We start from the raw sequence: 21535 nt of genomic DNA, 5'->3' as shown, positions 1-21535 counted from the left end.
CCGCTTCCCCCCGTGGGGTTTCGTCCCCATCCGCCCTCATCGTAGCGCCGACCCGCCAGGAACGCCATGACAGCCCTTCTCGACTTCGCCCGCGCGCTGGAGTTCGCCGCGCACAAGCACATCGACCAGCGCCGCAAGGGCGTGCGCGCCGAGCCCTACCTCAACCACCTGTCGGAGGTGGCGTTCCTCTGCGCCGAGGCGACGGCGGGCAATGACCCGGTGGTGGTCATCGCCGCGCTGCTCCACGACACGCTGGAGGACACCGACGCCTCCTATGAGGAGATCGAGCAGCATTTCGGGGCGGAGGTCGCCGGCGTCGTCGCCGAGACCACCGACGACAAGCGCCTGCGCAAGGCGGAGCGCAAGCAGCGGCAGATCGACGCCGCCCCGACCGCCTCCTCGCGCGCCAAGCTGGTGAAGCTGGCCGACAAGGTGTCCAACCTGCGCTCCATGGCGCACAGCCCGCCCGCCGACTGGCCGCTGGAGCGCAAGGTCGAGTATTTCGAGTGGGCGCACGCGGTCGTCGCCGGCCTGCGCGGCACCGACGCGCGGCTGGAATCGCTGTTCGACCGCGCCTATGAGGACGGTCTGGCCGAACTGCGCGGCGAAGCGGTCTAGACCCATTTCGCTGCCGCGGCGGCTGATTTAGCGCAGTGTGACTACATCACGGAAGGCTTATAAAGGAGGGGCTAGGTTGACCGCCGCGTCAAAGCAAGGTCGCACGCCATGTCCCTCACCTCCCCCGCCGCCCAAACCCCGGACTCCCATGATGCCGACCAGCCGCGCGAGCGCTGGTTCGTGCAACGCCCCAAGGTTTACGCCGCCGACGTCCATGGCCGCTTCCGCCGGCTGAAATGGCTGGCGCTGGCGGTTCTGCTCGGCGTCTACTACGTCACGCCCTGGCTGCGCTGGGATCGCGGGCCGGGCATTCCCGATCAGGCGGTGCTGGTCGATATGGTGGGCCGGCGCGCCTACTTCTTCTGGATCGAGATCTGGCCGCAGGAGGTCTATTATCTGACCGGCCTGCTCATCATCGGCGCCTTCGGCATCTTCTTCGCCACCACCCTGCTCGGCCGCATCTGGTGCGGCTACGCCTGCCCACAGACGGTCTGGACCGACCTGTTCATGTGGGTGGAGCGCAAGTTGGAAGGCCCACGCACCGAGCGCATCCGGCTCGACAAGGCGCCGCTGTCGGCGCGCAAGCTGGGACTGAAGGCGTCGAAACACGCCATCTGGCTGGTGATTTCCCTGGTCACCGGCGGCGCCTGGATCTTCTACTTCAACGACGCCCCGACCCTGCTGCGCGAGATCGTGACCGGCGAGGTATCGTGGAAAGTCCTGGCCTTCGCCGGGCTGTTCACCAGCACGACCTATTTCTTCGCCGGCTGGGCGCGCGAGCAAATCTGCATCTACGTCTGCCCGTGGCGCAGCTTCCAGGCGGCGATGGTCGATGAGGACACCTACGTCGTCACCTACCAGGACTGGCGCGGCGAAGGGCGCGCGCCGCTGCGCAAGTCGCAGAACTGGGAGGAACGGACGGCGGAGGGGCTGGGCGACTGCATCGATTGCAAGCTGTGCGTCCATGTCTGCCCGACCGGCACCGACATCCGCAAGGGCCAGCAGATCTCCTGCATCGGCTGCGGCCTGTGCGTGGACGCCTGCAATGACGTGATGGCCCAGGTCGGGCGCCCCGGCGACCTGATCCTGTTCGACAACCGCTCCAATCAGGTCGCCAAGGCCGACGGTCAGGCCGCGCCAGTGCGGCTGCTGCGCCCGCGCACGGTGATCTACGCGCTCATCATCCTGGTGGTGGCCGGCGCCATGGCGATCTCCCTGGCGCTGCGCCCGACGCTGGACGTCAGCGTGCTGCGCGACCGCGCCCCGCTCTACGTGCAGCAGTCGAACGGCGACGTGCAGAACGCCTACACCATCAAGATTCTGAACAAGACCCACGAAGCACGGACCTACCGCCTGTCGGTGGAGGGTTTGGCGAACGCCGACCTGTCGGTCGCCAGCGTGGACGCCCAGTCGGGAAGTTCGCTGACGCTCGCCGCGGAAGCGGATTCGGTGGCGACCTACCGCATCTTCGTCCGCGTGCCGCGGGGCGCCGCAACGCCGGGATCCACCGACGTGACGGTGGTGGCCCGTGACCTGACCAGCGGCGAGATCGGCCGGCACCGCAGCGTGTTCATGGCGCCCTAGAAACCCCTCTCTCGTCCCGGGAGAGGGTGGCCCGAAGGGCCGGGTGAGGGTCGTACGAGGATCGAGGCAGTTATTCTCGGCAGTACCCTCACCCTTCCCGCGCCTTGCGCGGGCCCCTTCCCTCTCCCGGGACGGGAGAGGGACTGTCAGCATCCGCTCAATGCATGCTGTGACCGCCGGCCGCCGCACCCGTGAGGAGCGTCGGGTCCAGCATCCCGAAGATCATGGCGATGTGGGCGACGATCAGGAACAGCCCGACCAGGGCCGCGTGGATCGCCATGCGGCCATGCTCGCCGCGGCCCCGGCCGATCAGCCCAAGGTCCAGGAGCGCGATGCCGCCGAGCGGAACGATGCCGGCGAGGTAGAAGCCCACCGCCAGCACGTCCGCCGGCCCGCGCCAGCCGCCGGATACGGTCAGCGGAACGACCGCGTTCTGCATCAGATGGACGAAGACGCCCGTGAAATAGACGCCGACGGTGATGCCGGCCCAGCGGTTCAGCCGCCGCACCGGGCCGTCATAGTCGCGGGTGTAGAGCAGGTACAGTTCGCTGATTGCCACCGTCTCGGCCAGGATGACGGGGACCGCCATGAAGATCAGCAGGTTCCAGGGCTGGTTGACGGCCAGCAGTTCCATGTAGTGGGTCATGGTCATGGGGTGACTCGCGCGTGTTCGGCGGGCGCGCCGGTGCCGCGATCGGCGTAAGACCGGGCACGTCCGCAGGTCGGGGAAAAGGCGACGGAACGGCGGGAGTCAGGCGCGCGGCGGTGGCAGCGGCGGCGCGTGGGCGGTGGCGGCGGGCTCGGCGTCCGCGCCGGGAAGCAGGGTCGCGAGGCGGTGGCCGAACGGCACACCGATCCGGGCCGGCAGACCGGTCAGGTCACAGGCTCCGCTCAGGCAGAGGCACCCGGCGGTGCCGTGTGCATGGGTCTTTCCCGGAGCCGGGCTGTCCGTCGGGTGGTGGATGTCGCAATCCACGGCGTCCTGCACCGTGGTGGACTCGCAGTGGAGCGTCGGGAGGTCCGCCATGCGCATGGGCGCGGCACCGCCGAGAAACCCGACGGCCAGAACCACAAGCGCGAGGAGGGACACCAGACGAGCCACGGGGACAACCGGCCTTTTGCCTGCAAGGCCACCGTCTTCCGGACGGTGCGCCCGCAGGATGATCCTGGGCCTGTCCCGGCCCCGCGGTCTTTGATGTCGATCAAGCGGCGGCGAGCGTCCGCACCAGCGTGTCGGAATCCACGTTGCGGCCGGACAGCACGGCCACGGTCCGCCCCCCCGCCGGCACCTTCCCGGCCAACAGCGCCGCCACCGCCGCGGCACCCGCGCCTTCCGCCACCATGCCGAAGGAGCCGTGCAGGGTCCGCATCGCCGCCGCGACCTCCGCCTCCTCCACCTCGACCAGGGCGTCCACGAAGCCGGCCAGCAGGGCCTGCGGCAGCTTGCCCAGCGCGTCCACCGCGATCCCGTCGGCCAAGGTCGGTCCCCGCCGGCGCGCCAGCCGCACCCCGACCACGGTGACGGAGGGTTTGCGCGCCTTCACCGCCGCCGCCATCCCGGCCAGCAGGCCGCCGCCGCCCACCGGCACCACCAGCGTCCCAACGTCAGGGCGGTCGGCCAGCACCTCCAGCCCCACCGTGCCCTGCCCGGCGATCACGTCCGGGTCGTCGTAGGGATGAACGAAGGTCAGCCGCCGTTCCGCCGCCAGTTGCAGCGCGCGGGACTTCGCCTCCCCCACATTAGCCCCGGACAGCACGACCTCGGCACCCAGCGCCTCGGTCCGCTCCACCTTGCAGCGCGGCGCGGTGACCGGCATGACGATGGTCGCCGCCACGCCCAGCCGCTGGGCGTGCAGCGCCAGTCCGGCGGCGTGGTTGCCCGCCGACATGGCGACGACGCCCGCCGCGCGCTCCAGCGCCGTCAGGCGCAAGAGGCGGTTCAGGGCACCGCGCTCCTTGAAGGCGCCGGTCGCCTGGAAGGTCTCCGCCTTCAGCCAGACGTCACGCCCCAGCACCGGAGCGGGCAGCAGCGGCGTTCGGACGATCCGCCCGTGCAGACGCTCGGCGGCGTCCTCGATGGCGGAGAGGGGGAGCCAGGACGGCAAACGGTCTTCGGTGTTCCGGTGGCTGGTAGGGGCAGGCAGACGGGTGGCGTGCGCGGACGGCATCGCAGGGGTCCTCGGGCGGAGGGAACGAACGGGGGGCGGAAAAGGAAGGCGCGAAACCCGGCCAGCGTCAGCGGACCGGGACGATAATTCGCGCAGAGCCCCGCATTCGGTCCGCCGGATGGCGCAACGCACGCGTGAAGCAACGGGTCAGGGGATGGTGATGAACCGGATTGCGGGTTCCGGAAGACCCAGGGCGCACGGACACGCCACACTCCACACCAGATTGCGAAAACGAACGCTCGCGGTCCGGCGCCCTCTGTCAGAGCGCCGGGGCGGTAATTCGCATTCGGTTCAGGTGCGGGGTCGATTGCATGGGTTCAGGCTGCCCCAGAAGGGCGGCCGCGGTCAAGCGCTTCCTAGCGCCCTTCCCGCTTGGCGAGAAAAGCCAGCCGTTCCAGCAGGTGCACGTCCTGCTCGTTCTTCAGGAGCGCGCCGCACAGCGGCGGGATCAGGCTGCGGGCGTCCTTGGCGCGCAGGGTCTCGGGGTCCACGTCCTCGACCATCAGCAGCTTGATCCAGTCGAGAAGCTCCGAGGTGGAGGGCTTCTTCTTGAGGCCGGGCACTTCGCGCAGGCTGTAGAACAGCGCCATCGCCTCGCGCAGCAGGTCCTGCTTCAGGCCGGGGTAATGAACGTCCACGATCCGCTCCATGGTGTCGCGGTCGGGGAAGCGGATGTAGTGGAAGAAGCAGCGGCGCAGGAAGGCGTCCGGCAGTTCCTTCTCGTTGTTGGAGGTGATGATGACCAGGGGGCGCCGGGCCGCCTTGACCGTCTGCCGCGTCTCGTAGACGTGGAACTCCATGCGATCGAGTTCGAGCAGCAGGTCGTTGGGAAACTCGATGTCGGCCTTGTCGATCTCGTCGATCAGCAGCACGGGGGGCTCCGGCGCCTCGAACGCCTCCCACAGCTTGCCGCGCACGATGTAGTTGCCGATGTCGTGCACCCGCTCCTCGCCGAGCTGGCTGTCGCGCAGGCGGCTGACCGCGTCGTACTCGTAGAGGCCCTGCTGCGCCTTGGTCGTGGACTTGATGTGCCAGGCGAGCAGCGGCTTGTTCAGGGCGCGGGCGACCTCCTGGGCCAGCACGGTCTTGCCGGTGCCCGGCTCCCCCTTCACCAGCAGCGGGCGCTCAAGCGTGATGGCCGCGTTGACGGCCACCATCAGGTCGTCGGTGGCGACGTAGGAGTCGGTGCCGGTGAAGCGCATGCCAGTCGGTTCCGCGGTATCGTTCGTTGACCCGCGCATCCTTCCAGCACGGCGGGCGTCATGCAAGACGGAACCGCCGCGGGCCGCCCGGCGTTCCCCCGCGGAAGGAGTCCGCCATGGCGACCGATCCCAATTTCTGGCCCGATTATCTGGAACAGCACCGCGACCCGACGAACCGCGCGCTGCACGTCGCCGGCACGCTGTCGGCGGCAGCCCTGCTTGGAGTGGGACTGGCACGCCGCGACTGGCGGGCGCTCGTGGCGGCGCCGCTGGTCGGCTACGGCGCGGCGTGGCTGGGCCATTTCCTGGTGGAGCGCAATCGGCCCAAGACGCTGGACGCGCCGCTGGCCTCGCTGGCCGCGGACATCCGCATGGCCGGGCTGGCCCTGACCGGACAGCTGGCGCGGGAATACCGGCGCTACGGCATTCCTGACCGCCCCGGCCTCGTCATTCGCCGGCACCCGCCGAGCGCACCCGCGTTGGAGCCGGTGCGCTCGGAGGAGCGGCCCGGTTAAGAAGCGGCTTTCGCCGCCAGCGCCTTCTCAATGGCCTCGACGGCGGCGGGCGCCAGCGCGACGTCCGGACCGCCGGCCTGGGCCATGTCCGGACGGCCGCCGCCGCCCTTTCCGCCCAGAGCCTCCGCACCGACGCGCACCAGATCGACGGCGCTGATCTTGCCGGTCAGATCGTCGGTGACGCCGACGACGATGGACGCCTTGCCCTCGTTCGATGCGATCAGAACGACGACGCCGGAACCGACCTGCTTCTTCAGCTCGTCGGCCATCGGCTTCAGGTCCTTGGCCGGCAGGCCCTCGACCACGCGGGCGGCGAACTTCACGCCCGCGATGTCCTTGGCCTCGTTGCCGCCGTCCGCCTTCGCACCACCGCCCATGGCGACTTGACGACGGAGTTCGGCCAGCTCGCGCTCCATCTTCCTGCGCTCGTCCACCAGAGCGGCGAGGCGCGAGGGGACGTCCTCCGGACGGACCTTCAGGACGGACGCGGCCTCGGTCAGCAGATGATCGCGTTCCGACAGCCAAGCCTTGGCGCCGGTGCCGGTCAGCGCCTCGATGCGGCGCACGCCGGCGGCGACGGCGCCCTCGGCGACGATCGTGAACAGGCCGATGTCGCCGGTGCGGCGGACGTGGGTGCCGCCGCACAGCTCGATCGAGTAGTCACGGTCCAGCTCGCCGTGCGGGCCACCCATGGAGACGACGCGCACCTCGTCGCCATACTTCTCGCCGAACAGGGCCATGGCGCCGGACGCGCGGGCCTCGTCCGGGGACATCAGACGGGTGACGACCTCGCTGTTGCCGAGGATGCGGCGGTTCACCTCGTCCTCGACCGCGGCGATGTCCGCCGGGGTCAGGCCGACCGGCTGGCTGATGTCGAAGCGCAGGCGCTCCTGGGCGACCAGCGAGCCCTTCTGGGTGACATGCTCGCCCAGGCGGCGGCGCAGCGCCTCGTGCAGCAGGTGGGTGGCCGAGTGGTTGGCGCGGATGGCCGAGCGGCGCTCCGTGTCCACGCGCAGTTCCACCACGTCGCCGACCTTCAGCGTGCCCTTGGTGACCGTGCCGACATGGGCCCAGACGGCGCCCAGCTTCTTCTGGGTGTCGGAGACGGCGACCTCGGTGCCCTCGGCGGAGAAGATCACGCCGGCATCGCCGACCTGACCGCCCGATTCACCGTAGAAGGGCGTCTGGTTCACGATGACCAGCACCTCGTCCCCGGCGGCGGCCTGCTCGACGCGGGCGTCGCCCTTGACGATGGCGGTCACTTTGCCCTCGGCGACCTCGGTGTCGTAGCCGAAGAACTCCGTGGCGCCCAGCTCGTCCTTCAGCTCGTACCACAGCTTCTCGGTCGTCGCCTCGCCCGAGCCGGCCCAGGATTCGCGGGCCTTGCGGCGCTGCTCGTCCATGGCGGCCTTGAAGCCGCTCTCGTCGACCGGGCGGCCCTGGGTGCGCAGCACGTCCTGGGTCAGGTCGAGCGGGAAGCCGTAGGTGTCGTACAGCTTGAAGGCGACGTCGCCGGGCAGCGGCTGCCCTTCGCCCAGGCGGGCGACCTCGTCCTCCAGCAGACGCAGGCCGCGCTCCAGCGTCTGCTTGAAGCGGGTCTCCTCCAGCTTCAGCGTCTCGACGATCAGGGCGCGGGCGCGGTTCAGCTCCGGATAGGCGTCGCCCATCTGCTGGATCAGCGCCGGGACGAGGCGGTGCATCAGCGGCTCGCGCGCGCCGATCATGTGGGCGTGGCGCATGGCGCGGCGCATGATGCGGCGCAGCACATAGCCGCGGCCCTCGTTCGACGGCAGAACGCCGTCGGCGATCAGGAAGCAGCAGGAGCGCAGATGGTCGGCGATGACGCGGTGCGAGACGGCGTGCGCGCCGTCCGGCGCGGTCTTCGTCGCCTCGGCGGAGGCCACGATCAGCGCCCGCATCAGGTCGATGTCGTAGTTGTCGTGCTTGCCCTGGAGCACGGCGGCCAGACGCTCCAGCCCCATGCCGGTGTCGATCGACGGCTTCGGCAGGGCGATCAGGTCGTCGGGACCGCGCTGCTCATACTGCATGAACACGAGGTTCCAGATCTCGATGAAGCGGTCGCCGTCCTGGTCGGGCGAGCCCGGAGGACCGCCGGCGATGTGCGGGCCGTGGTCGAAGAAGATCTCCGAGCAGGGACCGCAGGGGCCGGTGTCGCCCATGCGCCAGAAATTGTCGTCGGTCGGGATGCGGATGATGCGGTCGTCCGACAGGCCGGCGACCTTGCGCCAGATGCCCGCCGCGTCCTCGTCGGAGCTGTGGACGGTGACCAGCAGCTTGTCCGCCGGCAGCCCGAACTCCTTCGTCACAAGGTTCCAGGCGAAGGCGATCGCGTCGTCCTTGAAATAGTCGCCGAACGAGAAGTTGCCCAGCATCTCGAAGAAGGTGTGGTGCCGCGCCGTGTAGCCGACATTGTCCAGGTCGTTGTGCTTGCCGCCCGCGCGCACGCACTTCTGCGAGGTGGTCGCGCGCGAATAAGGCCGCTGCTCCGCCCCGGTGAAGACGTTCTTGAACTGCACCATGCCGGCGTTCGTGAACATCAGCGTCGGGTCGTTGCGCGGAACCAGCGGCGACGACTCCACGATCTGGTGGCCGTTCTTCGCGAAAAAGTCCAGGAACGTGCGGCGGATGTCGTTGGCGGTCTTCATAAGCTGTCCAGGCTCCGGCTACGGTCGGCTACAATCGGCGGCGCGGCCTTGTTCGCGGCCGAACCGTGCTTTTAACGTGACTTGCGGTGGCTGTCCACAGAGTGCCCGCGACGGGCACCCGCGCGGCGACAGGCCGCGTGGACGGAGCGCCACATTTGCATGATCGTCAGCGCGGACGGGCGGTGGATCGCCACCGCCCGTCCAATCTCAATGAGGCGCTCACAAGGAGATGAGAGGATGCGGAAAATCCTCGAACTCCTGATCCTGCTGTTGCGGGCGCTCAAGCTGCTGCTTGAGATCCTGAACCGCTAGGACCGGGCCGGCGGGCGGGTGTAGCAGCACCCGTCCGCCCAGCCTGAATGTAAGGTCTTTCCAGCCGTCCGGCAAGACGGCGAAAGCCCCTCCCCGGCGGACCGGAGAGGGGCTTTCACACACAGAAACCGGCTTGCCGCCCGGGATCACTCCGGCGTGGCGGCCTCGCCGTCGGCCTCCGGGGTGCCCATCATGGCGTCGGCGACGAGACCGGCGTTGCCGCGGATCTTCGCCTCGATGGCGTCGGCCGTGGCCGGGTTGTTGCGCAGGTAGTTCTTGGCGTTCTCGCGGCCCTGGCCGATGCGGGTGCCGTCGTAGCTGAACCACGCGCCCGACTTCTCCACCACGCCGGCCTGGATGCCGAGGTCGAGAAGTTCGCCCACCTTCGACACGCCCTCGCCGTACATGATGTCGAACTCGACCACGCGGAACGGCGGGGCCATCTTGTTCTTCACCACCTTCACGCGGGTCTGGTTGCCCACCACCGTCTCCCGGTCCTTGATCGCGCCGATGCGGCGGATGTCCAGACGGACGGAGGCGTAGAACTTCAGCGCGTTGCCGCCGGTCGTCGTCTCCGGGTTGCCGAACATCACGCCGATCTTCAGGCGGATCTGGTTGATGAAGATCACCAGGCAGTTCGACTTGGCGATGGAGCCGGTCAGCTTGCGCAGCGCCTGGCTCATCAGGCGGGCGTGCAGGCCGACGTGGCTGTCGCCCATCTCGCCTTCCAGCTCGGCGCGCGGCACCAATGCCGCCACCGAGTCGACCACCAGCACGTCGACGGCGCCGGAGCGCACCAGCGTGTCGGCGATCTCCAGCGCCTGCTCACCGGCGTCGGGCTGGGAGATCAGCAGCTCGTCCACGTTGACGCCCAGCTTGCGGGCATAGGACGGGTCCAGGGCGTGCTCCGCGTCCACGAAGGCGCAGGTGCCGCCGCCCTTCTGGGCCTGGGCGATGGCGTGCAGCGCCAGCGTCGTCTTGCCCGAGCTTTCCGGCCCGTAAATCTCGATGATGCGGCCGCGCGGCAGGCCGCCGATGCCCAGCGCGATGTCGAGGCCGAGCGAGCCGGTGGAAACGACCTCCGTCTCGACCGTGTTCTCGCGGGCGCCGAGCTTCATGATCGAGCCCTTGCCAAAGGCGCGCTCGATCTGCGCCAGAGCGGCATCCAGGGCCTTCTGCTTATCCATGGAATCCTTCTCGACCAAACGAAGCTGTGCGGACGACATGCCCGTCTCCCCTTGTTAGATCACATCCGCGGCCCCAGGGCCAACGATCTCACCAACGGTCATTCGGTGAGAGGGAATGTACCAGCTTTGTTCCCCTGCGCAAAGCTCTAAGTTCCGCGAATGTTCTCATCACAAGTTAGTAACGATCCGGCGCCGTGCAACGGAATTCCAGCGGCTGCGTTCAAGAGGAGATGCCCCTCCAACGACACCCCGGAAAGCCACGCATGGCGACCGTCCACTCCACGCTCGACCGCATGATCGACCGCCTCACCACCCAGCGCGTCGCGCTCGGCTGGGCCGCCGGCTGCGTCGCGGGAACGCCCGGTTTGGTGATGGAGATCGGTCTGGGGAAGGGCCGCACCTACGACCATCTGCGCAGCCTGTTCCCGCCGCGCGACATCCTGGTCTTCGACATGTGGGCGCGCGTTCCCGCCTCCCTGCGCCCGGACGAGGACCGGCTGTTCCTCGGCGATTTCCGGGACGCGCTGCCCGCCGCCGCGGAGCGCTTCCGCGGCAGCGTGCGGCTGGCCCACGCCGACATCGGCTGCGAGCGGGAGGACGACGAGGACGGCATCCGCCAGTGGATCGGCGGCCTGGTCGAACCTTTCTTGGCGCCGGGCGCGCTGGTCCTGTCGGACCGCCCGATCGGCGCCGGTCGCCGCGGGTGGGAGCCGGTCGACGTGCCGGGAACGGACCGCTGGACCTATCACGGCTGGCGGGTCGGATAAGGCCCCGCCCTATTCTGCCCACCGCGTCACTTCCCGTCCCGGATGACCTCCTTCACCTTGGAGGCCAACTGCTTCAGGGAGAAGGGCTTGGGCAGGAAGTGGGCGACCTCGACCCCGTCGATCTCGCCCAGACGGTCCTCGGCGTAGCCGGAGATGAAGATCACCCGCATGTCAGGCCGCATCTGCCGGACATGGCGGGCCAGGGTCGGGCCGTCCATCTGCGGCATCACCACGTCGGTGATCAGCAGATCGATGCGGTTGCCGTCCGTGTTGATCTGCTGCAGCGCCGCCTCGCCGTTCTTGGCCTCCAGCACCTGATAGCCCTTGTTGCGCAACGCACGGGCGGAGAAGACGCGCACGGCGTCCTCGTCCTCGACCAGCATGATGGTGCCGGAGCCGGTCAGGTCGCTGCCGCGCCGCTCGCGCGGCTCGCCCTGGTCGGGGCGGGCCTCGCCCTTGTGGCGGGGCAACAGGATGGTGAAGGTCGTCCCCTCCCCCTTCTCCGACTCGACCAGCACGAAGCCGCCGGTCTGGCGGACGATGCCATAGACGGTGGACAGCCCCAGCCCGGTGCCCGACCCCACGCCCTTGGTCGTGAAGAAGGGCTCGAAGATGCGCTGGAGATTCTCCTTGGGGATGCCGCAGCCGGTGTCGATCACCTCGATGGACACATACTCGCCGGACGGAATCGTCTCGTGCTCGCGGCGCTGCGCCTGCTCGACCACATGGTTGGAGGTGACGATGGTCAGCCGTCCGCCCCCGGCCATGGCGTCGCGCGCATTGACCACGAGGTTGATGATGACCTGCTCCAGCTGGTTCTGGTCGACCTTCACATAGCCGATGTCCCGGCCGTGGAGCATCTTCAGTTCGATGTTCTCGCCGATCAGCCGGCGCATCAGATTGCCAAGCTCGGCCAGGACGTCGGTCACGCTGAGAATGCGCGGCTGCAGCGTCTGCTGGCGCGAAAAGGCCAGAAGCTGGCGCACGAGATTGGCCGCGCGGTTGGCGTTCTGCTTGATCTGCATGATGTCGCTGAAGGACTGGTCGCCCGGCTTGTGCCGCAGCAGCAGCAGATCGCAGAAGCCGATCATCGCGGTCAGCAGGTTGTTGAAGTCATGGGCGACGCCGCCGGCCAGCTGGCCGACCGCCTGCATCTTCTGCGACTGGGCGAACTGGGCCTCCAGCCCCTTGCGCTCGGTCATGTCGATGAAATGCAGGATCAGCCCCGCCGCCCCTTCCGGCCCCACCCCGCCGAGCCGCCGCGCGTAGAGCTGGGCCACCAGCTCGCGCCCGCCGGTCAACCTCACCTCCAGCGGGGCCGCGGGGTCGGCGCCACCCTGCACGGCAGTCAGCCGCTCGGTCACCATGGCGCGCTCCGCCGGGACGATCAGGTCGGCCATGCCCCGCCCGAGGACGTTGCCGGCCTCGCTGCCGATCAGTGCCAGGAAGGCCTGGTTGCACTCGGCCAGCCGCCCAACCTCATCCACCAGGGCGATGCCGATGGGCGCGTCCTCAAAGAAGCGCTGGAAGCGCTGCTCGGACAGGCGCAGGGCCTCCTGCCACTCGCGCTCCGGCGTCAGGTCGCGCACGACGGAGCGGGTGTGCGAAATCCGCCCGTCCTCGCCCCTCACCACGCTCTGCGCGACATAGGCCTGGAAGCGGCGGCCCTGGAGCCCGTCCATGGCGATCTCGCCGCGCTGCTCCAGCCCGCCGCCCTCCAGGAGGTCGTAGGGAGCGGACACGGCGGGCGGATGGGCCAGCACATCGTGAAGGCGGCGCCCGCCCTCGACCAGATCCTCCGGCGCGCAGCCCAGCCACTTCGCCAGGGTCGCGTTGACGAACTGGAAGTGCCCGTCCTGGTCCACCGAGAAGAAGCCGATCGGTGCGTGGTCCATGAAATCGACGAGCTGGGTCTGCTCGCGCCGGGTCACCTGCTCCAGCTCGCGCCGCGCGGTGATGTCCTCGACGCGCCACATCACCGCCCCGGCGTGCCCGTCGATGGGCTGGCCCTGGATGCGGCGCCATTCGGCGGCGCGCCCCTGCTGGCGGACCGCCAGCTCGATGGACCCGGAATAGCCGCCCTTCACCCGCTCGCACAGGCGGCGGAAGGCGTCGGCGCTGTCCGGATCGTCGGCGAACTGGCGCTCCAGGGCGCGCAGCGGCGGTTCTCCCTCGCTCCAGCCGGTCAGCGAGCGGAAGGTGCTGTTGACGAAGACCACATGCCCGGCGCCGTCGCAGACGAGCTGGCCGGAGGGAAGCCCTTCCAGCGCGCTGCCCAGCAGGGAGCCGACGCGGGCCACCCGCCGCCGCGCGCGGACCATGCGGATCGCCAGGGCCAAGGCTCCCGCGCCCGCGGTGGTCAGGCCGGCCCAGGCCACAGGATCGCGGTCCAGAACCACCCCGGCCCCCGCCGCGACCAGCCCGGCCAGAAGAAGGACCGCCAGAACGCCGGTGGCGACGGCGCCGCCGGGCCGCTCCCCCACCCCCGCGACACCATCGGTGCGCCGTCCGGCGGGAGCGCTGTCGGCAAAGGAAGAGGTCGTGTCGTCCACCGGAACTCCAGGTCAGCCGTTCGCCGCAAGGAAAGGTCCGGGAACGGTCCTCAGTTCCGCACCGCGCGTCCTTTCAGCTTGAAGACATAGGTAATGACTTCCGCCACCGCGCGATAGTGCTCGGACGGAACCTCCTCGTCGATATCGCATGCGGCATAGAGCGCACGGGCGAGGGGCGGATTCTCCATCACCGGCACGCCGTTCTCCTCGGCGATCTCGCGGATCTTGAAGGCGACGGCGTCGGCGCCCTTCGCCACCACCATCGGGGCACCCATGGTGGAGGAGTCGTATTTCAGCGCGACGGCGAAGTGGGTCGGGTTGGTCACCACCACGTCGGCGCCGGGCACCGCCGCCATCATGCGCTTGCGCGCCCGCTCGAACCGCAACTGGCGGATGCGGCCCTTCACATGCGGGTCGCCTTCGGCCTGCTTGTGCTCGTCCTTCACCTCCTGCTTGGTCATGCGCATCTTCTTGTCGAAGCTGTGGCGCTGCCAGAACAGGTCGGCCCCGGCGATCAGAGTCAGGATGGCCAGAACACCGGCCAGCAGCCGGAAGGTCAGGCCGTCCATCTCGCGGAGCAGCAGCATCATGTCGATGCCGATGAAATGCCCGATGGTGAGCATCATCGGCTGGAGCGCGATGTAGGCGACGACGCCGACCACCGCGACCTTGGCCAAGCTCTTCAGCAGATCGACGCCCTTTTGGGCGCTGAACAGGTTGGCGACGCCGGAGATCGGATTCAGCTTGCTGAATTTCGGCGCGATCAGCTCCCAGGAGACGTTGAAGCCCTTCTGCCCGATGGTGCCGATCACCCCGGCGAACAGCAGGAACAGGATGGGCAGCCACAGCGCCCACAGGATGTCCTTCATCACCCGCATCAAGACCGCGCCGACCCCACCCTGGTCCATGGGAATCTGGTCCAGGTTCTCGAAGAAGAAGTTCAGGCGGGGCACCATGCCCTTCAGCGTTCCGGGCAGGATCGTGATCAGGATCACCAGCGCCGCGGCGATCATCAGCCAATTGCCGATTTCCTGCGTCATCGCGTACTGGCCCTGCTTGTGGGCCTCGTCGAGCTTCTTTTGCGTAGGGTCTTCTGTTTTGGATGATTCATCCGCGTCTTCGGACACCGGCTCTCTCCCCGCTCAGCCCGGTCTCAGGAAATCGACGAAGGCAGCCTCGAAATGGGTCAGCCAGAACATCATCATCGCCGCCAGCGTCAGAGCGAACATGAACAGCCCGAGCGCGACCTGGAGCGAGGTGAACAGGAAGAACACTTGGATCTGCGGCGCCAGCTTGTTCAGCAGACCCAGCGCCAACGCGAACAGCATGCCCGAGATCAGGAACGGCGCCGCCATCTGAACGCCCAGCACGAAGGACTTGCCGACCAGCTGCCCGACCACGTTCGCCATGTCGTCGATGGGGATCGCCGCCCCCGGCGCGAAGGTCGAATAGCTGTCCACCACCGCCATGATCAGCAGATGGTGCAGGTTGGTGATGAAGATCAGCAGCAGGCCCAGCCACCCCAGCAGGGCGCCGGGCAGCGATCCCTGCGACGCCATGGCCGGGTTGAACATCTGGGCGTTCGACAGGCCGGACTGCAGCGCGATGATCGTTCCGGCCACCTCCAGGGCACCCATCAGCAGGCGCGCGACGGTGCCCATGAAGATGCCGACGGTCACCTCTCCGGCGATCAGGACGAACAGGCGGAAGATGTTGTCGGGCATCGGCGGCATGCGGTCGCCCAGCACCGGTGCCACCAGAACGCTGACCGCGACGGAAAAGAGAAGGCGCGTGCGGGCGGAGACGAAGGCGTCGCCGATGGTCGGCATGATGCTGAAGGCCGTCCCGACGCGCGCAAAGACCAGCAACCAGACGAAGATCTGGTCGCCCAGAAACTGCTGAAGCAGGTTCATCCGCCGCCGCCGGGCAGGTTTCCGGCGTTGGGGACCGTGTTCACGCCGGTGCCGATGGCGACGATGCGGTCGGCGACCTCATGCTCGAAGAAGGAGCGCAACTCGCCCAGCATGAAGGGCATCAGCAGAATCGACAGGCCGAAGACCAGCAGCACCTTCGGCACCATGGCCAAGGTCTGCTCGCTGATCTGGGTGACCGCCTGAAACACCGAGATGACCGTGCCGACCACCATCATGGCGACCAGCACCGGCGCCACCACGAACACCAGCGTGACGATGGAGGTGCGGCAGATCTCGATGACGTCGGTTTCGCTCATGATGCTTCGCTCGGGGCGCTTCTTTTCAGGACTCCGCAAGCCGCCGTCAGATCGGCATGCGCAGGATTTCCTGATAGGCCGACAGAACCTTGTCGCGCACGGCGGTGACGGTCTGCAGCGTCACCTCGGCGTTGGTGACGGCCTGGACCACGTCGGTCAGGTCGGCCTGCCCGACGGCGGCCTTGGCGGTCATCGTCTCGCCCTGCTTGAGGTCGCCGATGACCTCCTTGGCGGTCTGCTCCAGCACGTCACCGAAGCTGACGCCGTTGCGCGGCGCCATGCCCGGCCCGGTCGTGGAGGCGGCGGTGTTCGCGTAGGCCGCGGCGGCGTTGATCGGGTTGACCATGGGACGGATGTCCTTCCTTTAAAAGCGTCGCCGCGTCAGGTGCGGAGGATGTCGATGGTGCGCATCAGCATCTGGCGGGCACTGTCCACCGCCGACAGGTTGGCCTCGTAGGAACGCTGCGCCTCGCGCATGTCCATCGCCTCGACCACCGAATTGACGTTGGGCAGCAGCACGTAGCCGTCGGCGTCCGCGGAGGGGTGCGAAGGGTCGTAGCGCCGCTCGAAGTCCTTCTTGTCCACGTCGATCTTGGCGACGCGGACGAGATCGACCCCCATCTGGCGGTCCAGGGCGTTCTGGAACATCACGACCTTGCGCCGATAGGGCAGATCGCCCGGCGTTTCCGCCGTGGTGTTGGCGTTGGCCAGATTTTCCGCGATGGTCTTCAGACGCGTGCCCTGCGCCTTCATACCGGACGCGGACACCGCCATCGACGTGTAGAGATCCATGTTCCGCCCCCTTCTCCGAGCTTGGCGCCCCGAACCCCGCCTGAACGCCGCCGTTCCTCAACCGCCGCTGCGGATGGAGGAGCGGATCAGGTTGACCTGCTTCTTGTAGAGGTTCGTGATCGTCTGGTAGTCCATGCCGGTCTGGCCCTGCTTCAGCATCTGCTCTTCCAGGACCACGTTGTTGCCGTCCGGCGCCGTCTCGTAGGGGTTGCGCTGGCGCTGTTCCTGGTTCAGTCCGCCGGTGCCGCGCGTCCCCTGGAGGTGCGAGGCGTTGGTCGCGGCGGGCTGGAGGCGCCGGCTGTCGGACAGGGCGTCGCGGAAGGTGAAGGGCTTCAGGTCCCGGCCCTTGTAATCCGGCGTGTCGGCGTTCGCGATGTTCGCCGCGATCACGTTCTGGCGTTCGGTCAGCCAGCCCATCTTGCGCGACATCAGCTTGAAGAGGCCGAGGTTTTCGAGATTCATCGCCGGGTTCCGGTCTGAGGGCCTGCCGCCCGGACGCGCGAAGGCGCGCACCAGGGCGGGCGGGATGCATCACAGCATTCCGATCTTCCGCCGTTTCAGTTAATCAAAGGTGAATCCCACCCGCGGCATCGCTCCGCCCTTTCCTGCCACGCTTGAGCTTCATGCTTCGTTAAGCATGTTCCGCCAGGATACGCCCATCGACACAGGCCATCCGGCAGGAGCCCCTTGTCCGAGCCGACTCCCAACCACCGCCCTCTCCCCAACCGGCCCGTCGCGGTCGCGCTGAAGTATGAGCTGGGCGACCAGTCCCTGCCCCGCGTCGTCGCCACCGGCAAGGGGCATGTGGCCGAACAGATCCTGGAGCTGGCCTTCGCCAACGGCGTGAAGGTGCGCGAGGACGCCGACCTCGTGCAGATCCTGTCGGCGGTGGACATCGACTCGGAAATTCCCATCGAGGCCATCGCCGCCGTGGCCGAGATCCTCGCCTACGTCTACCGCGCCAACGGCACGCTGCCGCCGTCCGCGGAACCGGCCGCCGGAGAGGCGACGTGACCGGCACCGCGACGCTCCGCCGCGACATCCAGGCGCTGACCGCCGCGCTGGAGGAAACCCGCGCCCAGATGGAGGCCGGACTGGCCGCCGACCTGACCGGGCTCGACACCCGTGTCGCCACCCTGTGCGCCGAGGCGCAGTCCGCCCGCGGCGACGCCGAACTGGCCGCCGCCCTGGAACGTCTGCTGCCGACCCTGGATGCCGTCGCGGCCGCGCTGACCCGCCAGAGGGAGACGCTGGCCGCCGCCGCCGAGGGACGCCACGACCCCCACACCGCACGCCAGCGCGCCAGCGCCGCCTATGGCCGCGGCGCCTCCGCCGCGCCCGGCGACCTTCCGTCCGACCCGCCGGCCACGCCGTCCCGACAGAGCTGACCTGATCCATGGGCCTCGACCAGTACATCCAATTCGTTCTCGCCCTCGCCTTCGTCATCGCGCTGATCGTGCTGGTGGCCTGGGTGATGCGCCGCATCGGCTTCGGCGGCATGACCGCCACGTCGGGGCGCCAGCGCCGGCTGGGCGTCGTCGAGGTGCTGCCGCTCGACGGCAAGCGCCGGCTGGTGCTGGTCCGCCGCGACGACCGCGAGCATCTGCTGCTGCTGAGCGCCTTCGGCGACCAGGTGGTTGACCAGACGCCGCGCGGCGGCTTCCAGGGCGCGCTGGCCGAGGCCGCCGCCCCACCGTCCACAACCACGCCGTCCACCGCCCTGCCCCCCGCCGGGGCCCGGTCATGAAAGCCGGCATGGGCATGACCAGACGGCTGGCGTTCGCCGGGCTGCTGGCGCTGGCGATCGGGGTGGCCGGGGCGCTGGCCGCCGGGCCGGCGCTGGCGCAGAGCATGACCTTCGACCTGGGCGACGCCGGGGGATCGACCACCGGACGCATCGTCCAGATGGTCGCGCTGATCACGGTGCTGTCACTGGCGCCGTCGATCCTCATCATGATGACGGCCTTCACCCGCATCGTCATCGTTCTGTCCTTCCTGCGCTCGGCGCTGGGCATCCAGCAGGTGCCGCCGAACACGGTGCTGATGTCTCTGGCGGTCTTCCTGACCTTCTTCGTCATGGCGCCGGTGTTCGAGCGTTCCTACAATCAGGGCATCCAGCCCCTGATCAACCAGGACATCGACGAGACGGAGGCCTTCCGCCGCACGGTCGCCCCGCTGCGCGAGTTCATGCTGAAGCACACCAGCGAGAAGGACCTGCGCCTGTTCATGGACATGGCGCGCATCGAGAACGTGGCGGACGCCGAGCAGACCCCGCTGCACGTGCTGGTCCCCGCCTTCATGATCTCGGAGATCAAGCGGGCCTTCGAGATCGGCTTTCTGCTGTTCCTGCCCTTCCTGATCATCGACATGGTGGTGTCGTCGATCCTGATGTCGATGGGCATGATGATGCTGCCGCCGACCATGGTGGCGATTCCGTTCAAGATCATCTTCTTCGTGCTGGTGGACGGCTGGTACCTGATCGCCGGATCGCTGGCCCGCAGCTTCGGCACGCTGTAGGCGCTTTTCGTCCGGGGTTCCGCAGGTTGCCCTTCGCCTTCGGCCCAGATCGTCGCAGGTGAAACTGCCTGCGGACGGGCGCATCGGCTTGCGCTAGTATTGGATCCGGGAAGAGCGTAAGAGGATCGGCCCGCGCGAGCGCACCGACCGCCGCCGTACCCGCAGCTTGTGGCTTCTTCGTCCCCCGCTCGGCCTCCCAACGGACCCCCTCCACGTCCCACATGTCAGACACGACCCTGAAAGCCGCGGCACCCGACAAGGGCAGGCTGGCCGCGCTCACCCTCGGTGCGCTTGGCGTCGTTTACGGCGACATCGGCACCAGCCCGCTCTACACCCTGCGCGAATGCTTTTCGCCGGAGCATGGGCTCGCCCTCACGCCGCAGAACATCCTGGGCATCATGTCCATGGTCTTCTGGGCGCTGGTGCTCGTGGTCACGGTGAAATACGTGCTGTTCGTCATGCGCGCCGACAACAAGGGCGAGGGGGGCATCCTGGCCCTGCTGGCCCTGGCGACCAACAGCCGGCCCGATTCCACCGGGCGGCTGTCCGGCCTGATGGCGATGGGCCTGTTCGGCGCCGCCCTGTTCTACGGCGACGGCATGATCACCCCGGCCATCTCCGTCCTCTCCGCGGTGGAGGGGCTGGAGGTGGCGCAGCCGGCACTGGAGCGGGTCGTCGTGCCGGTGACCGTGGGCATCCTGATCGCCCTGTTCGGAATCCAGAGCCGCGGCACCGAGAAGGTCGGCCGCCTGTTCGGCCCGATCATGGTCGCGTGGTTCGCCACGCTGGGCCTGCTCGGCCTGATCGAGCTGGTCAAGGAGCCGCAGGTTCTGGCCGCGCTCGACCCCCGGCATGCCGTTCATTTCTTCGCCTCGAACGGCTGGATCGGCTTCCTGGTGCTTGGCGCCGTCGTTCTGGCGGTCACCGGTGGCGAAGCGCTCTACGCCGACATGGGCCATTTCGGCCGCCGCCCCATCAAGGTGGCGTGGCTGGCCGTGGTGCTGCCCGCGCTGCTGCTGAACTATCTCGGCCAGTGCGCCCTGCTGCTGAGCGATCCGGCGGCGGTGCGCAGCCCCTTCTACCTGCTGGTGCCGGAGTGGGGCCTCTACCCGATGATCCTGCTGTCGACCTGCGCGGCGGTGATCGCCAGCCAGGCGGTGATTTCCGGCGTCTTCTCGCTGACCCGGCAGGCGGTGCAGCTCGGCCTGTGCCCGCGGCTGGACATCCGCCACACCTCGCAGGAGGAAGGCGGGCAGATCTACATCCCGCGCGCCAACTGGGGCCTGCTGGTCGCGGTCATCGGGCTGGTCCTGTGGTTCGAGTCCTCCAGCCGGCTGGCGACCGCCTACGGCATCGCGGTGACCGGCGACATGGTCATCACCACCATCCTGGCGCTGGTCGTGGCGCACCGCCGCTGGAACTGGAGCCTGCCGGCCTGCTTGGCGCTGGGCGCGCTGTTCCTCAGCGTCGATCTGGCGCTGTTCCTCGCCAACGCGGTGAAGATCCCGCACGGCGGCTGGGTGCCGCTGGTCATCGCCGCGGTGACTTCTGGGGCTGATGTCGACGTGGCGCCGCGGCCGCGCCGTCCTGAACCGCCGGCTGGCTGAGGATTCCCTGCCACTGGACGGCTTCGTCAAACGGCACGCCAAGTCCTCCGACATCCAGCGGGTGAAGGGCACGGCGATCTTCCTGACCTCCAGCGCCGACACGGTGCCGATCGCCCTGCTGCACAACCTGAAGCACAATCAGGTGATGCACGAGCGCATCGTCTTCCTGACCGTGATGGTCGAGGACGTGCCCCGCGTTCCCGCCAAGGAGCGCGTCGTCCTGGAAGGGCTGGCCGACGGCTTCTACCGCCTGACGGTGCGCTACGGCTTCTCGCAGGAACCGAACATCCCCAAGGCGCTGCGGCTGTGCAAGGCGTTCGGGCTGGAGTTCGACGTGATGACGACCTCTTTCTTCCTCGGCCGCGAGACGCTGATCCCCCGCATCAACCCGCAGATGGCCCAATGGCGGGAAAAGCTGTTCGTCGTGATGTCGCGCACCGCGGTCAGCGCCACCGACTTCTTCAAGATCCCGCCGAACCGCGTGGTCGAGCTGGGCACCCAGGTTCAGCTCTGAAGGGCCTCGCTCCGACGCTTTGCCGCCGCGCCAATCAAAAAGCCCCTTTCCGATGGAGAGGGGCTTTTTCGCGAGAGAGCAAGGTCAGGCTGCCGGCTTGCGCGGTGGATTGACCGGCGCCATCAGCGCCAAAAAAGTTGATCCATGGACTGCAGCCACATCAGCATGATGGACATCTGCCCCTTCAGTTCACGGATGTCGCCCTGCGTCGCATGCTGCATATCGATGAGCTGATCGAGCTTCGACAGGATTTCCGATTCGCGATCCATCACCGAATCCCCTCGAAAGCATGCATTCCGACGCA

24 protein-coding genes and 1 pseudogene are annotated in these 21535 nt (G+C 68.3%); 10 read left to right on the top strand and 15 right to left on the bottom strand.

The features are described 5' to 3' along the window. The first annotated feature begins 66 nt into the window (after positions 1–66). Both ACWPN7_RS22910 and ccoG read left to right on the top strand, forming a co-directional pair. A complete protein-coding gene (locus ACWPN7_RS22910; RefSeq protein WP_137103261.1) occupies positions 67–618 on the top strand; it encodes an HD domain-containing protein in 552 nt (183 codons plus the stop codon). Between the two features lie 108 nt (positions 619–726). Continuing rightward, positions 727–2202 carry a cytochrome c oxidase accessory protein CcoG gene (ccoG, locus tag ACWPN7_RS22905; protein ID WP_459196435.1) on the top strand — a complete coding sequence of 492 codons (1476 nt, stop codon included), beginning with the start codon at positions 727–729 and terminating at the stop codon, positions 2200–2202. Between the two features lie 157 nt (positions 2203–2359). Here ccoG and ACWPN7_RS22900 read toward each other — a convergent pair whose 3' ends face one another. From ACWPN7_RS22900 to ACWPN7_RS22885, 4 genes are all read right to left on the bottom strand, one after another. After that, positions 2360–2854 carry a DUF6803 family protein gene (locus tag ACWPN7_RS22900; RefSeq protein ID WP_459196434.1) on the bottom strand — a complete coding sequence of 165 codons (495 nt, stop codon included), beginning with the start codon at positions 2852–2854 and terminating at the stop codon, positions 2360–2362. Positions 2855–2953: 99 nt separating this feature from the next. After that, positions 2954–3304 carry a hypothetical protein gene (locus ACWPN7_RS22895; protein ID WP_349618688.1) on the bottom strand — a complete coding sequence of 117 codons (351 nt, stop codon included), beginning with the start codon at positions 3302–3304 and terminating at the stop codon, positions 2954–2956. Positions 3305–3404: 100 nt separating this feature from the next. Then, entirely contained in the window at positions 3405–4370 is a 966-nt protein-coding gene (locus tag ACWPN7_RS22890; RefSeq protein ID WP_459196433.1) for a pyridoxal-phosphate dependent enzyme, read from the bottom strand. Positions 4371–4726: 356 nt separating this feature from the next. Next, positions 4727–5572 carry an AAA family ATPase gene (locus ACWPN7_RS22885; RefSeq protein ID WP_492273449.1) on the bottom strand — a complete coding sequence of 282 codons (846 nt, stop codon included), beginning with the start codon at positions 5570–5572 and terminating at the stop codon, positions 4727–4729. A 116-nt stretch (positions 5573–5688) separates the two neighbouring features. Here ACWPN7_RS22885 and ACWPN7_RS22880 point away from each other — a divergent pair, with 116 nt between their 5' ends. After that, entirely contained in the window at positions 5689–6087 is a 399-nt protein-coding gene (locus ACWPN7_RS22880; protein WP_459196421.1) for an Mpo1-like protein, read from the top strand. On the opposite strand, the gene alaS is transcribed toward ACWPN7_RS22880, so the two are convergent. Then, entirely contained in the window at positions 6084–8753 is a 2670-nt protein-coding gene (gene alaS, locus ACWPN7_RS22875) for an alanine--tRNA ligase (protein ID WP_459196420.1), read from the bottom strand. The genes ACWPN7_RS22880 and alaS overlap by 4 nt on opposite strands. 159 nt (positions 8754–8912) lie before the next feature. On the opposite strand from alaS, the gene ACWPN7_RS22870 reads away from it, so the two are divergent. Beyond that, positions 8913–9065 (top strand): hypothetical protein, encoded by a 153-nt coding sequence (locus ACWPN7_RS22870; protein WP_160174797.1) that lies wholly within the window; start codon positions 8913–8915, stop codon positions 9063–9065. A 146-nt stretch (positions 9066–9211) separates the two neighbouring features. On the opposite strand, the gene recA is transcribed toward ACWPN7_RS22870, so the two are convergent. Then, positions 9212–10291: a recombinase RecA gene (recA, locus tag ACWPN7_RS22865; protein WP_014240962.1), complete on the bottom strand. Its 1080-nt coding sequence runs from the start codon at positions 10289–10291 to the stop codon at positions 9212–9214. A gap of 224 nt (positions 10292–10515) precedes the next feature. Here recA and ACWPN7_RS22860 point away from each other — a divergent pair, with 224 nt between their 5' ends. Next, positions 10516–11019 (top strand): class I SAM-dependent methyltransferase, encoded by a 504-nt coding sequence (locus ACWPN7_RS22860; protein ID WP_038526899.1) that lies wholly within the window; start codon positions 10516–10518, stop codon positions 11017–11019. 26 nt (positions 11020–11045) lie between these two features. Here ACWPN7_RS22860 and ACWPN7_RS22855 read toward each other — a convergent pair whose 3' ends face one another. The 7 genes from ACWPN7_RS22855 to flgB are packed head-to-tail and all read right to left on the bottom strand — an operon-like array spanning position 11046 to position 17055. Beyond that, positions 11046–13571 (bottom strand): PAS domain S-box protein, encoded by a 2526-nt coding sequence (locus ACWPN7_RS22855; RefSeq protein ID WP_451992448.1) that lies wholly within the window; start codon positions 13569–13571, stop codon positions 11046–11048. Between the two features lie 50 nt (positions 13572–13621). Continuing rightward, positions 13622–14698, bottom strand: coding sequence for a flagellar biosynthesis protein FlhB (gene flhB, locus ACWPN7_RS22850; protein ID WP_456530553.1), 1077 nt, complete (start codon positions 14696–14698; stop codon positions 13622–13624). A 15-nt stretch (positions 14699–14713) separates the two neighbouring features. Further along, complete coding sequence (gene fliR, locus ACWPN7_RS22845; RefSeq protein WP_137103270.1) at positions 14714–15484, bottom strand: flagellar biosynthetic protein FliR; 771 nt, start codon at positions 15482–15484, stop codon at positions 14714–14716. After that, the gene (locus ACWPN7_RS22840) at positions 15481–15801 is read right to left on the bottom strand and encodes a flagellar biosynthetic protein FliQ (RefSeq protein ID WP_035674973.1); all 321 of its coding nucleotides are present in this window, start codon (positions 15799–15801) and stop codon (positions 15481–15483) included. Before ACWPN7_RS22840 ends, fliR begins: the two co-directional genes overlap by 4 nt. A 46-nt stretch (positions 15802–15847) precedes the next feature. Then, complete coding sequence (gene fliE / locus ACWPN7_RS22835) at positions 15848–16147, bottom strand: flagellar hook-basal body complex protein FliE (protein ID WP_014240969.1); 300 nt, start codon at positions 16145–16147, stop codon at positions 15848–15850. Positions 16148–16182: 35 nt separating this feature from the next. After that, positions 16183–16593 (bottom strand): flagellar basal body rod protein FlgC, encoded by a 411-nt coding sequence (flgC, locus tag ACWPN7_RS22830; protein WP_035674975.1) that lies wholly within the window; start codon positions 16591–16593, stop codon positions 16183–16185. A 57-nt stretch (positions 16594–16650) separates the two neighbouring features. Next, a complete protein-coding gene (flgB, locus tag ACWPN7_RS22825) occupies positions 16651–17055 on the bottom strand; it encodes a flagellar basal body rod protein FlgB (protein WP_035674977.1) in 405 nt (134 codons plus the stop codon). Between the two features lie 225 nt (positions 17056–17280). Between flgB and ACWPN7_RS22820 the strand changes: the two genes are divergently transcribed. From ACWPN7_RS22820 to ACWPN7_RS22800, 5 genes and pseudogenes are all read left to right on the top strand, one after another. Beyond that, positions 17281–17607: an EscU/YscU/HrcU family type III secretion system export apparatus switch protein gene (locus ACWPN7_RS22820; RefSeq protein WP_103040016.1), complete on the top strand. Its 327-nt coding sequence runs from the start codon at positions 17281–17283 to the stop codon at positions 17605–17607. After that, positions 17604–17981, top strand: coding sequence for a hypothetical protein (locus ACWPN7_RS22815; protein WP_038526881.1), 378 nt, complete (start codon positions 17604–17606; stop codon positions 17979–17981). The genes ACWPN7_RS22820 and ACWPN7_RS22815 overlap by 4 nt, the downstream gene beginning before the upstream one ends. 8 nt (positions 17982–17989) lie before the next feature. Then, a complete protein-coding gene (locus tag ACWPN7_RS22810) occupies positions 17990–18340 on the top strand; it encodes a FliO/MopB family protein (RefSeq protein ID WP_014240974.1) in 351 nt (116 codons plus the stop codon). Between the two features lie 14 nt (positions 18341–18354). Beyond that, positions 18355–19110 carry a flagellar type III secretion system pore protein FliP gene (fliP, locus tag ACWPN7_RS22805; protein WP_165359978.1) on the top strand — a complete coding sequence of 252 codons (756 nt, stop codon included), beginning with the start codon at positions 18355–18357 and terminating at the stop codon, positions 19108–19110. Positions 19111–19331: 221 nt separating this feature from the next. After that, positions 19332–21231, top strand: a pseudogene (locus ACWPN7_RS22800) (potassium transporter Kup). An 84-nt stretch (positions 21232–21315) separates the two neighbouring features. On the opposite strand, the gene ACWPN7_RS22795 reads toward ACWPN7_RS22800, so the two are convergent. Both ACWPN7_RS22795 and ACWPN7_RS22790 read right to left on the bottom strand, forming a co-directional pair. After that, on the bottom strand, positions 21316–21363 hold the full coding sequence (locus ACWPN7_RS22795) for a hypothetical protein (protein WP_490246407.1): 48 nt from the start codon (positions 21361–21363) through the stop codon (positions 21316–21318). Then, a complete protein-coding gene (locus ACWPN7_RS22790) occupies positions 21354–21500 on the bottom strand; it encodes a hypothetical protein (RefSeq protein ID WP_160174796.1) in 147 nt (48 codons plus the stop codon). The genes ACWPN7_RS22795 and ACWPN7_RS22790 overlap by 10 nt, the downstream gene beginning before the upstream one ends. Positions 21501–21535 lie beyond the last annotated feature (35 nt).

It is taken from the genome of Azospirillum sp. UENF 312511, assembly GCF_058780635.1.
Note: the sequence above shows the minus strand (reverse complement) of the source record. Positions and strands in the feature narration are given on the sequence as shown.

Bases quoted from the DNA above. Each gene is read 5' to 3' on its own strand.
- ACWPN7_RS22910 (WP_137103261.1), top strand. From the start codon at position 67: ATGACAGCCCTTCTCGACTTCGCCCGCGCGCTGGAGTTCGCCGCGCAC.
- ccoG (WP_459196435.1), top strand. From the start codon at position 727: ATGTCCCTCACCTCCCCCGCCGCCCAAACCCCGGACTCCCATGATGCC.
- ACWPN7_RS22900 (WP_459196434.1), bottom strand. From the start codon at position 2,854: ATGACCATGACCCACTACATGGAACTGCTGGCCGTCAACCAGCCCTGG.
- ACWPN7_RS22890 (WP_459196433.1), bottom strand. From the start codon at position 4,370: ATGCCGTCCGCGCACGCCACCCGTCTGCCTGCCCCTACCAGCCACCGG.
- ACWPN7_RS22885 (WP_492273449.1), bottom strand. From the start codon at position 5,572: ATGCGCTTCACCGGCACCGACTCCTACGTCGCCACCGACGACCTGATG.
- ACWPN7_RS22880 (WP_459196421.1), top strand. From the start codon at position 5,689: ATGGCGACCGATCCCAATTTCTGGCCCGATTATCTGGAACAGCACCGC.
- alaS (WP_459196420.1), bottom strand. From the start codon at position 8,753: ATGAAGACCGCCAACGACATCCGCCGCACGTTCCTGGACTTTTTCGCG.
- ACWPN7_RS22870 (WP_160174797.1), top strand. From the start codon at position 8,913: ATGATCGTCAGCGCGGACGGGCGGTGGATCGCCACCGCCCGTCCAATC.
- recA (WP_014240962.1), bottom strand. From the start codon at position 10,291: ATGTCGTCCGCACAGCTTCGTTTGGTCGAGAAGGATTCCATGGATAAG.
- ACWPN7_RS22860 (WP_038526899.1), top strand. From the start codon at position 10,516: ATGGCGACCGTCCACTCCACGCTCGACCGCATGATCGACCGCCTCACC.
- fliR (WP_137103270.1), bottom strand. From the start codon at position 15,484: ATGAACCTGCTTCAGCAGTTTCTGGGCGACCAGATCTTCGTCTGGTTG.
- ACWPN7_RS22840 (WP_035674973.1), bottom strand. From the start codon at position 15,801: ATGAGCGAAACCGACGTCATCGAGATCTGCCGCACCTCCATCGTCACG.
- fliE (WP_014240969.1), bottom strand. From the start codon at position 16,147: ATGGTCAACCCGATCAACGCCGCCGCGGCCTACGCGAACACCGCCGCC.
- flgC (WP_035674975.1), bottom strand. From the start codon at position 16,593: ATGGATCTCTACACGTCGATGGCGGTGTCCGCGTCCGGTATGAAGGCG.
- flgB (WP_035674977.1), bottom strand. From the start codon at position 17,055: ATGAATCTCGAAAACCTCGGCCTCTTCAAGCTGATGTCGCGCAAGATG.
- ACWPN7_RS22810 (WP_014240974.1), top strand. From the start codon at position 17,990: ATGGGCCTCGACCAGTACATCCAATTCGTTCTCGCCCTCGCCTTCGTC.
- fliP (WP_165359978.1), top strand. From the start codon at position 18,355: ATGACCAGACGGCTGGCGTTCGCCGGGCTGCTGGCGCTGGCGATCGGG.
- ACWPN7_RS22790 (WP_160174796.1), bottom strand. From the start codon at position 21,500: ATGGATCGCGAATCGGAAATCCTGTCGAAGCTCGATCAGCTCATCGAT.